Here is a 10,921-nt window from a genome sequence, read left to right as displayed (position 1 = left end):
GCTGCTGCTGCGCATGGCAGCACTCTTGCCCGCAGTGGGCAGCCTTCGCCCAAATCTGGCGAGCGTGCCTGGGGGATCACTGCTCGGCAAGTCAACGATTTCGCGGCAGAACGTTTTCTGCTCTGGGCCGTGACTGGCGCAGGCAAAACGGAGATGATGTTTCCGCTCTTACAGCATGTGTTGGAGCGCGGAGGGACAGCGCTTGTAGCAACACCGCGCCGGGATGTGGTACTGGAGTTGGCACCTCGTTTGGCAGTTGCTTTTCCCCAAGTTAGCATGGTAACGCTCTATGGAGGAAGCGCAGAACGTTGGCAAAGAGGACAGCTGACACTGGCAACGACACACCAGCTATTGCGTTATCGTCATGCCTTTGATCTGGTAGTGATTGACGAGATTGACGCGTTTCCTTATCACAATGATCCTATGCTCGCTTTTGCTGCACAAGCTGTATGTAAACCAGAGGGCAAGTTTATCTATTTGTCTGCTACGCCACCGCATGCCCTGCAGAAAGAGGCTGCACGCGGCTGGCTGCCACACGCCAAGGTTCCCGTTCGTTTTCATCGTCATCCCTTACCTGTTCCATTTCGCTTGGGGACTTCTCCAGTGAAGCAGTGGCTGCAAAAAGCTCAGCTTCCCGCGTCCTTGATCCAGCATCTGCGTGTATCTATACAACGTGGAGCGCAGATCTTTTTGTTTGTGACACGAATTTCACATATTCGGGGTCTTGTAGAGCTGCTGATTAAATACTTACCTGATGTTCCTATTGCGGGTACCTCATCAGAGGATGAAGAGCGAACCGCTAAAGTACGCTTATTCCGAGCTACTGAAATACGTGTACTGGTTACAACCACTATTTTAGAGCGGGGCGTGACTGTTCCACGAAGCGATGTGTACATACTGGACGCGGATAGCAGCCTTTTTGATGAGGCCTCTCTCGTCCAAATGGCGGGTCGTGCAGGAAGATCCAAGGATGACCCGTGTGGTGGCGTTATTTTTACATCTCCCCAATGGACTCGTGGTCAAAAGAGAGCAATCAGACAGATTCAACGCATGAATACACTAGCACGAAAAAAAGGCTATCTGAAGGAGAAAAAGCATTAAATGCAGTAAATAAAAAAAGTTTTTTTAGAAATATGAAACCTGAAACGATGTCGGTACGTAAACTACCAAGAAAGGTGTATTCTGGTATGGGGATGATTTCCAAAACCCGCCTTTTTATGAATTGGCTACTCCATCGTCAGTCCCAAACATGTATCTCTTGTGGCACTCTCACAGGGCATTTTTCCGAGTACTCCGGGATTTGCACTTCTTGTTCTGCTCAAATTCCTTGGATTTACAAAATTCGGTGTGTTCATTGCGGGCGCCCGACATTTTGTCCGGACTGTATAAGGCTTGTCCGATCGGCACGTTACTATGTGTGTAATCGGAGTGCAACCAGCTATACGCCGATGATGAGAGAATGGATTGGACAGTTCAAATATCGTGGGAATGAAAAGTATGCTTTTGCGTTGGGCGAGATAATGAACCGAGCCTATCGGGCGATGAGACATGAGTTTACAGGCCATGGCGGTTCTGTTCCCAAACGATCTTTGTGGAATGTAGACGTTGTGACCTGTGTTCCGGTAAGTGAGACGAGACTGGCAGAACGGGGCTTCAATCAGGCTCAAGTTTTGGCGAAAGAGATCGCCAGGCGAAATAAGCTCCCTTTCGTATCTTTACTTGCTCGTCCACAAGATACAGGCAAACAGAGCTTTAAAACCAAAAAGGAACGCATAAGCTCAATGGATAATGCCTTTGCTGTTATCCCTGATAAGGCGAAGTTGTTGAAGTCTCTTGTTTTAAAAGCTGATTCTCGATATACATCGGCGAGGATGCAGTCTGTTACTGTTTTGCTCGTAGACGATATCTATACAACAGGTAGCACCTTGCAGGCGTGTGCGCGTGTTTTAGGTGAAGAAGCAGCAGAGCAAGGAGTACATTTGGCTATTTTTTGCCTGACTTTAGCAAGATCATAAGTCTAAATTTTCTGTATTTGCCGTGGAGCGATTGTTTTGAAACTATGAAATAAAGATTGAAATTGCCTCAAAAATGGCTTAATAGGTAGAGTAGAGTTCTTTTACACCACGAAATCAGCAGAATTTGACAACGAGCTAGAAAGAGATATATAATAAAAATATAGAGACAAACAAAAAGTAAGGAAGTGAGGGATGAATTAAGAATATTTCAATTTAGAGGTTGATTTTTTTGGAAAAGAGGAGTACAATTTCTATCTGTTGATAGCTAACATGAATTGGTAATGAGTTGGCTAACGACAAACAGAGCGGACATTGGGAGTGTCTCGCTCAGTAGTAAAGCAGTTAATTAAAATTTAAAGCTAAAAAAGAGGAGAGAAAAAATCATGAAAAACGTAATGAAAAAAGTAGCAGTATCTAGTATGCTGGCAGTTAGCTTAGGTGCAGTATCTTTGTTGAGTCCACTCGCAACAGGTCAAGTAATGGCAGCATCAGGACAAGATCGTGAAAAAGATAGAGCTGAAGAACAACTGATCATTCAACAACAAGAAGCAGCACAAAAAGCATTCGAAGCTAAAGTTTTTGGAATTAAAGCTACTGAAGAAGCAGCTACAACACCCGCTCAACCAGCTACTGAGAACAGCAATCAAGCAACAACTACAAAACCAGCAACAACTACTACAACTGAAACACCAGCTACTGTAAACACAATCACAGTAAATGTTCAAGACGGCGATACACTGGCTTCTATTGCAGAAAAATACGGCGTAACTGTCGAAGAACTGGTTAAAATTAACAACCTGATTAAAGTGGGTCAAGAACTGCAAGTACCACAAACAAACACAAATAAATAATTATTATTATGAATGCATAATAATATGTGTTTATTAAACCAAGTGTTTGACTATAGTATACGGGAAGGCCTCTATTAAAACAATGCTTTTTTGAATAATTGTTTGTTTTTTTTGGGCTGCAAATTTTCAATAATGCATCTATCTTGATTTCAAATAGTTTATGAATTGAGATGAGGATAGTTGCATAAGATTTATGAATCCCCACACTCCATGTGCGGAGCATTCGTATGGGCGCCGATCCCCCGGATTTACAGCATTTGCTTGAAAGCATTCGGGGCACAGGTGAACATGAATTCTTCTGAGGATTGTTTCGCCCGGTTTTCCCCTCAGCTTGATCTGCATTTCTATGTTTGATCATATTCATATATAGCTATTTTAATTATAATGAAGCGCTATTCCCGAAAATTACTGGAATGGCGCTTATTTTATTTTTTAATCTTAAATAAGTTGCCTTTTTTGACGATAAATAGATACATGCTATAGGCTGAGATGTAAAGATTCGTTGGCTTCCTTAATTTGTATGTCATTTGAATAACGATACATATAGATGTAGAGAAAATTTTGCTGCTGGAGTATTATCATCTATATTTTAATTATGATAACGTACAAAATGTGTAGTTGTGTAAAATCTGAGAATCATTTTTGAAATATTTGCTAGACGAGGCTCTTCAGTATAAGGTAATGTAAGGATAAAAGTAATTAGAGACCGGAAATTGGAAAGGGGCGCTGCAGAGGATGAATTTGGATAACTGTCCCCGCTGTGGAAAGCTGTTTATTATGAATGTCAGAGGAATCTGTCAGAATTGTATTAAAGAAATCGAGCTTGAATATGAGCGCTGCGTCAAACATATACGTGAAAATAAAGGGATTAATATGCATGAGCTTTCTGACGCTACTGGGGTATCCGTTAAACAAATCACAACATTTATACGTGAGGGGCGCATTTCCATTGCTAATGCACCCAATATGACGTATCCTTGCGAAGTATGCGGAATACCGATTCGTGAAGGACACATGTGCGATTCTTGTCGAACAAGACTGACCAAAGACCTGCATCAGGCCGCGCGTGAAAGCAGTAATCAGGAGCAAAGTAACAATATGGGCAAAGGTGCCTACAGCGCAATTGATAAACTCCGTGAAAAGTAGTACAGGGGAATTAAAAACACGTTTAGCTATTCAAAAAGTTTCAAATAGCGCCGATAATCTTTATAGAGCTTATCGGTTTTTTTATTTTTAGCAAACATGCACAAAATAAAGAATACGAATTATGTTCGACGCTATGTCGTCTGATACATTCTGACCATATCAAATAACTAAGGAAGGTGGAAGTTATGAAAATTAACGAGACCAACCGCATCGGAGCGATTAATCCATACCAGCGAAATATGGAAACAGGACGCCAGGAGGAGCAAAAGAAATCCCGTCGCAAGGATGAGGTCTCCATTTCCCCGGAAGCAATGGAAATGTTGAACCGCAGCAGCGATACAGATCGAGTTAAAAAGATTCAGGATCTTAAGCAGCAAGTGGCTTCTGGAACATATCGTGTGGATGCAGACAAAATTGCAGAGAAGCTGTTGCCTTACTTCAAGCAGTCTTCCGAAAGCTAGGTGAAGTAAAATATGCCTTTAGAGCGCCTGATTGATGTGCTGGAGCAGCTGAGAGAGGCTCATGAGCAGTTGATTGCACTAGGAACTCAAAAGAAAGAAGCACTGATATCTAATAAGGTAGATCAGCTCATTTTAGTCATGAATCAGGAATCGAAGCTTTCCAAACTTATTGATCAACTTGAAGAGCAACGTATTTCCTCTGCATATGAGTTTTTGCAGGAACGCGGAATTAAATCTAAGTTGAACTTAACCATTACAGAGTTGTCTCGTCTTGTTTTTGACCCTCAAGACAAGCAGAGGTTGCTGAGCATTCAAACACGGCTTTCTGAGACGTTGAACAAACTTAAGCAGCTTAATGAGTTGAACCGTCAGCTTATAGAGCAGGCACTTTCATACATTGATTTTTCTGTAGAAACGATGTCTTATTACGAGGAATCCGAAACAACGTATCATCGACCAGATGAAAAAAATTCTACTATTCGCTCAGGGTTATTCGACACTCGAGCCTAATTGCAGGAGGAAAATATGACCTCGACATTTCATGCTATAGAAACAGCGAAAAGAAGCTTAAATACACAAACCGCAGCACTAAATACAACCGGACACAATATCTCAAATGCCAACACAGCTGGTTACTCCAGACAAGTGGTCAGTATGAAGGCAACTGATTCTATGGAAGCCTATGGTTTGAATCGTTCCGTTGTAAGAGGACAATTGGGAACAGGTGTCGAGTTCAGCGCGATTGAGCGGGTACGTCAGACATTTCTGGATGACCAGTATCGCAATGAAAACTCCTCTTTAGGTGGATGGGATATCCGCTACGATACTTTGAATAAGCTCGAAACAATTATGAACGAGCCCTCTGACACAGGAATGCGCAAGGTCATGGATAATTTCTGGAATGCTTGGTCGGATTTAAGTCAAGATCCCCAGGATGTAACTAACCGTAAAATCGTAAAAGAAACGACGCTGGCATTAACGGATGCATTGAATCAGACAAGCAAACAGCTTGATGCGTTAGATTCTGATTTAACCAATAATATTACATTAAAAACAACAGAAATGAATGCTCTTTTGCAATCTGTAGCAGATTTAAACGGAAACATCACCAAGTTGGAGTCATTGGGAGATAATCCAAATGACTTGAGAGATCAGCGGGATTACGCGATTGATAAGTTGTCTAAACTGGCTAATGTACAGGTTACTCAACTGGATGATGGGTATCAAGTAACAGTAGCTGGGCAAGTAGTTGTAGCTGGTACTGTGGTTACACCATTAACCGCAGATGGTCTTCAGGCTGCTTTTACAGGTGGCACCTTGACCGGCGGTGAAGTTTATGGAATGGTATTATCACGTGACAGATATGTTGCGGATTACAAAAACCAGATGAACCAATTGGCGAATACACTAGCTAATGGGAATATTGAGGTTACCCTTCCTAAAGGAACTGTGCTTCCTGAAGGAACGGTATTGAATACAGGCCCGAATAATACAGCGGTTACTTACTCTAATGCTAATAATAACCGGACTTTAACGAGCGATTTGAAAGTTACTGTTCAAGGTATCAATGGACTTCACCAGTTGGGTTATACAATTAGTGGGACAACTCCCACTAAAGGGGATGCTTTTTTTACCTCTAAAGATGGAGCTGCGATTACAGCGGGTAATATTACGCTAAACCCCGACATACAAAGTGACCCTAATAAAATTGCAACTTCTCTGCGGGTAGATGGTACGGGAACGACAGATGAGAAGGTGATACTCGGGAATAACGCTTTAGCTATGGCAATGGCTAACTTGAAAAATGTAAAATTTGATTTCGGGACAGCTTTATCTAGTCCAACGTCAGTAGATGACTACTTTAGCTCTATTGCTGGACAGCTTGGGGTTCAGACTCAGGAGGCAGAACGTCAATCGAAGAACGCACAACTACTGACAGAGCAAGTAGATTTGAGCAGACAGTCTGTCAGCGGAGTATCTTTGGATGAGGAGATGTCCAATCTGATTAAGTTCCAACATGCTTATAGTGCGGCTTCACGTTTTATGACGACATTCGATCAATTGCTGGACAAGCTGATTAATAGCACAGGCCGTGTAGGACTCTAATTAAAATTAGTAGGAGGTAGCGTATGGCGATTCGAGTAACCTCGGGGATGATGAGCATGCAAACGCTCAGTAACCTGAATCGTAACTATAGCAATATGAATAAAATGGAGAATCAGATTACAACCGGACGTAAGCTCAATAAACCTTCAGATGATCCTGTGGGTGTAACTTATGCTCTTCGTTACAGATCTGAGCTGGCCTCCAATGAGCAGTATTCCAGCAATGCAGATGCAGCCGTAAGCTGGTTGGATTTTACGGATTCCACTATGCAGCAGGCTGGAGATGTGATGAAACGACTAAAAGAGCTAACAGTTCAAGCCTCAACTGGTACTGTTCCTCAATCCGGATTGGATGCGATTAAGTTAGAGGTGGATCAGCTCAAAGAGCAAATGACCAATATTGGGAATAGCCAGATTCGTGGTAAATACATTTTTAATGGTCAAAAGTATGACCAGGCGCCATACGAGCTTGCTGGTACAATTACTAGCTATGACCAAATTGATACAGATCAAGGTGCTGTAAATTTTGCAATTGGAGATCAATCCACATTTCAGGTGAATACTTCTGGAAGTGAGTTTTTCGGAGCGTCAACGGATGCAGATAACGTTTTTAAAATTATGGATAATTTGAGTGCAGCTTTAGCAAGTGGAAACCAAACGACAGTAGCGAATCAACTCACAGATATTGAATCGCGTTATACCAAAATGCAGTCCAGCCTATCCGAAGTTGGGGCGCGCACGAATCGTGTGGAGCTTGTGCAAGCGCGTCTGGGTGATCGTAATTTGAATTTAACAAATTTGCAGTCTAAGACTGAGGATGCGGATATTGCAAGCTTGATGATTCAGGCGACCTCTGCCCAGACCATATATGAAGCTGCTTTGAAATCATCGGCTCAGATCATGCAGCCATCTCTTATGGATTTTATGAGATGACATTTTGCTTTCTTTGACATTTTGAAGCTATGGACGAAGGTCCGTAGCTTTTTTGTTACTATCTTAGGAGGATGAGGTATGAACCAAAAACATGAAGTAGATGAAAAGGGACAATATAAAACAGAGTCCATTTTTATTTTCCCTAAAGGATTACCCGGTTTCGAGTATTTACGTGAATTTAAGCTACAGGAACATAACGAGTTGTTTAGTATTTTTAGTGCTGTAGAAGAGGCAGGGGTCTCCTTTATAACAATCAACCCTTTTGACTTTGTACATGATTACGAGTTTGAGTTGTCTAATGATGCTCTTGCAGATATTGATGTAACAGAGCGAAAGCAGGTCGCAGTACGTTGTATTGTAACCTGGCACAGTAATAGAGCCAAAATAACAGTCAACTTAATTGCCCCTATCATTTTTAATACGGAAAATTTAAAAGGTAAGCAGATCGTTCTGCAAAGCACGGAATATACAACCAAGCATGCATTATGGCCAGATTTAAAATTGGCAGAGCAAGGCGGTGAGGCCTGATGCTGGTGTTGTCCCGCAAGAAAGGCGAGTCTGTCGTAATTCAGAATAATATTGTTTTAACCGTGCTTTCCGTTGAAGGGGATAACGTTAAGATTGGAATATCTGCCCCCAAGGATATAGATATTTATCGTAAAGAGATTTTCGACGCAATCCAGGATAATAATCAAAGCGCAGCAATGGATCTTAAAACGCTCCAAACTGCAATATTGGAAATGGGAAGAGAGAGTGGCAGCATCGAGTAGCTCTCTGTTAGATTTGAACAAAAAAAGCTGGCCCTCGATTGGGTCAGCTTTTTCGTTCCGTTTATATTATCTTATTTGGTAAGCGAAATGATAGAGACTGTTGATATCGGAGTTTAGCAATTTACCGCCACTGTAAAAGTCGATTGGGATAATATCAAAATAATGTGTACTGACACTGTTGTAGAAAGAGTACTTACCTGCAGCCGAGGTTAAACCATTTACAGGTATCGTAAAATATCCTTGCTCATTGGTTGTTCCACTTGCTGTGAATACTTTATTGTTTATTGTCACAATAATTCTCGTGGTAATAATAGCATTTGCAACAGGATTACCTTGGGCGTCAAACGCTCTGCCGCTAATGGTGATATTATTTTTTATTCTCCATTTTTGTCCATAGCCATAGTTGATAAAACCGTATACTCCACCGTCTGTTGTAATGTTGGAAGTTACCACCCGTGCAACATCAGCATTTTGATAACTCACTGTCAAAGTATATGGAGTGGTAAGATCGAATTTGGATGGCGCAATAACACGAATATAATATTCACCTGCGGATAATTTTATTTGTGCAGTTGTGTTCTGGTTGAGATATCCGAGACTGGTCAAATTAGCGTCATATAAGTCCAGTCGGTATTCGCCATAAGCTGACGTATTGTTGAGGTTGAGACGTACGGTAGTATCAGAAGGAACCTTGATTTTGCTCCAATCCTCATCGAGGATATTGTCAATCGTTTGGCTGCTGCTAAAGGTAGCTGATCCGCGGTTTTTAGCAAACCAAGGATTGTCATCTGGTTCACTGCTGTCATAGCTGTCAGATTGAATAGTATGAACGGTAAATGGCTGGGTGACATCAAATCCCTTATATGATTGGACAAGTATGAAATAATAGCCGGTCCCTGCTACATAGCTGACCTGTTCATATTGCCCTGCTCCCTTTGTAGAATATGAAACTTTGTTTAGCGTTCCTGTGCTTTCATCAAGCTTGTATAGATGAAGATCGTAATCTTTGGTTGTGGATGCCCCTGGATTCAGAAATACAGTCAGTTTATTGGGAGTTTCAACACGTGTGAAAAACCAGCGGCTTTCACCCTCTGCAGTAATATAACCTTGTGCGGAATTACCTGATTTAATAAAGATTGCCCCATCGGGTGTAGTATTATAAACATCATATGTGACTGCAGAGACGGAAAATTTATTGTTAGACGAAGTATCAGGTAATGTATTTAACTTTGGATATTTTAAAATTTCCTCCTTGGAGATTGAAAGCGAATTGGATTGGGTTGGTGTTGTATGTAGATCGCTTAAAAGTGTGTTTGAGCCTTTCTTATACATGGAATTCAGAAATTGTACTGGCAGCTGAACAGGTTTGGCTTGAGAAGAACCCGCAAGTGCCAGATTAAAAGAAGATGAGAACCATCCGACTGCAAGGATCAAAACGGATAGCAAACTAATCGTTTTCCGAAACATAATTGAAACACTCCTTATATTAGTATATTTTTTACCACAAGCTTAATATAAGCTAGAGTTCAAAAAATATCAATTATTGGTTAAAATAAAAATTTTTGAGTCGAAGTACTGTTTTCCAAAATAGATTTTTTTGAAAATTTTAAAATGCTATAAACAATACAGCAGCAGGTGTCGATATATAATTTAGAGCGGTAATTCTTCAGGGCGGCCGACCTGCGAAGACGCTTATACCACAAGGACGTGGGAATTAAACCATTTCAGGGAGGAAATTTCAAATGATTATTAACCACAATATTCCTGCATTGAACACTCATCGTAACATGGGTATGAATAATGCTGCAGCAAGTAAAAACATGGAGAAGCTGTCTTCCGGTCTGCGTATCAACCGTGCTGCTGATGACGCTGCTGGTCTCTCCATCTCCGAAAAAATGCGCGGACAAATCCGTGGTCTGGAACAAGCTCAACGTAACGTTCAAGACGGTATTTCTTTTGCGCAAACTGCTGAGGGTGCAATGAACGAAGTATCCTCCATGCTTTCCCGTATGAAAGAACTGAACGTTCAAAAGCTGAACGGAACATATTCTTCCAGCGATAAGAGCAACATTAACATGGAGCTTAACGCACTGGGATCGCAAATCGACAGCATTATGAAAAACACAACATTCAACGGAATCAAAATCACTTCTAACGTAAAAGTACAAGCTGACGATAAAGCCTTTACGATTACAGTTAGTGGTGTTGCTACAGGAGGATTCACTGGTTTGAAATCCTCTTCCACGTTGACAAACGTAAGTGATGCTATTGAAAAAGTTGCTACACAACGTGCTAAACTGGGTGCTGTTCAAAACCGTCTGGAATATACTTCCAACAACTTGGGTACTACAGTTGAGAACCTGACAGCTTCCGAATCTCGTATTCGTGATACTGACATGGCAAAAGAAATGGTTACTTTGTCCAAAAACAACATCTTGCTGCAAGCATCCCAATCCATGCTGGCACAAGCAAACTCTGCGCCACAAGGCGTACTGTCCCTGCTTCGTTAAGATTTTGGGAAGTAAGCGAATTATTAAAGGCTCTGCATTTTGCAGAGTCTTTTTTGTTTTTTTTATATGATTTTTCATAAATAATCTAAATCATTAACCGATATATAGAGTAGGACATCCGATATGAATA

At 41.4% G+C, this 10,921-nt stretch carries 12 protein-coding genes; 11 read left to right on the top strand and 1 reads right to left on the bottom strand.

All coding sequences use genetic code 11. The annotated features are described in order from the left end of the window. The 10 genes from WG8_RS23200 to csrA all read left to right on the top strand — a co-directional run. Positions 1–1,101 (top strand): helicase-related protein (locus WG8_RS23200; protein ID WP_007432710.1); only part of this gene is annotated, 1,101 nt, incomplete at its 5' end. A 314-nt stretch (positions 1,102–1,415) separates the two neighbouring features. Then, positions 1,416–2,015 (top strand): ComF family protein, encoded by a 600-nt coding sequence (locus WG8_RS23195; RefSeq protein ID WP_232289158.1) that lies wholly within the window; start codon positions 1,416–1,418, stop codon positions 2,013–2,015. A gap of 383 nt (positions 2,016–2,398) precedes the next feature. After that, positions 2,399–2,866 (top strand): LysM peptidoglycan-binding domain-containing protein, encoded by a 468-nt coding sequence (locus WG8_RS23190; RefSeq protein ID WP_007432708.1) that lies wholly within the window; start codon positions 2,399–2,401, stop codon positions 2,864–2,866. Positions 2,867–3,601: 735 nt separating this feature from the next. Further along, complete coding sequence (locus tag WG8_RS23185; protein ID WP_007432707.1) at positions 3,602–4,012, top strand: TIGR03826 family flagellar region protein; 411 nt, start codon at positions 3,602–3,604, stop codon at positions 4,010–4,012. Between the two features lie 185 nt (positions 4,013–4,197). Further along, the gene (gene flgM / locus WG8_RS23180) at positions 4,198–4,473 is read left to right on the top strand and encodes a flagellar biosynthesis anti-sigma factor FlgM (RefSeq protein ID WP_007432706.1); all 276 of its coding nucleotides are present in this window, start codon (positions 4,198–4,200) and stop codon (positions 4,471–4,473) included. 12 nt (positions 4,474–4,485) lie between these two features. Continuing rightward, the gene (locus tag WG8_RS23175; RefSeq protein WP_007432705.1) at positions 4,486–4,983 is read left to right on the top strand and encodes a flagellar protein FlgN; all 498 of its coding nucleotides are present in this window, start codon (positions 4,486–4,488) and stop codon (positions 4,981–4,983) included. A 15-nt stretch (positions 4,984–4,998) separates the two neighbouring features. Next, positions 4,999–6,579, top strand: coding sequence for a flagellar hook-associated protein FlgK (gene flgK, locus WG8_RS23170; protein WP_007432704.1), 1,581 nt, complete (start codon positions 4,999–5,001; stop codon positions 6,577–6,579). Between the two features lie 23 nt (positions 6,580–6,602). Then, positions 6,603–7,511 (top strand): flagellar hook-associated protein FlgL, encoded by a 909-nt coding sequence (flgL, locus tag WG8_RS23165; protein ID WP_007432703.1) that lies wholly within the window; start codon positions 6,603–6,605, stop codon positions 7,509–7,511. A gap of 78 nt (positions 7,512–7,589) precedes the next feature. Further along, the gene (gene fliW / locus WG8_RS23160) at positions 7,590–8,039 is read left to right on the top strand and encodes a flagellar assembly protein FliW (protein WP_007432702.1); all 450 of its coding nucleotides are present in this window, start codon (positions 7,590–7,592) and stop codon (positions 8,037–8,039) included. Further along, positions 8,039–8,281: a carbon storage regulator CsrA gene (gene csrA / locus WG8_RS23155; protein ID WP_007432701.1), complete on the top strand. Its 243-nt coding sequence runs from the start codon at positions 8,039–8,041 to the stop codon at positions 8,279–8,281. The genes fliW and csrA overlap by 1 nt, the downstream gene beginning before the upstream one ends. 66 nt (positions 8,282–8,347) lie before the next feature. Here the strand turns inward: csrA and WG8_RS23150 are convergent, their stop codons facing one another. Then, positions 8,348–9,748, bottom strand: a complete 1,401-nt coding sequence (locus WG8_RS23150; RefSeq protein ID WP_007432700.1) for a carboxypeptidase-like regulatory domain-containing protein — start codon at positions 9,746–9,748, stop codon at positions 8,348–8,350. A gap of 275 nt (positions 9,749–10,023) precedes the next feature. Between WG8_RS23150 and WG8_RS23145 the strand changes: the two genes are divergently transcribed. Then, entirely contained in the window at positions 10,024–10,791 is a 768-nt protein-coding gene (locus WG8_RS23145) for a flagellin N-terminal helical domain-containing protein (RefSeq protein ID WP_007432699.1), read from the top strand. The last annotated feature ends 130 nt before the right edge of the window (positions 10,792–10,921 follow it).

The sequence above is a fragment of the Paenibacillus sp. Aloe-11 genome (assembly GCF_000245715.1).
In the GTDB taxonomy this organism is placed as follows: Bacteria; Bacillota; Bacilli; order Paenibacillales; family Paenibacillaceae; genus Paenibacillus; species Paenibacillus kribbensis.
Note: the sequence above shows the minus strand (reverse complement) of the source record. Positions and strands in the feature narration are given on the sequence as shown.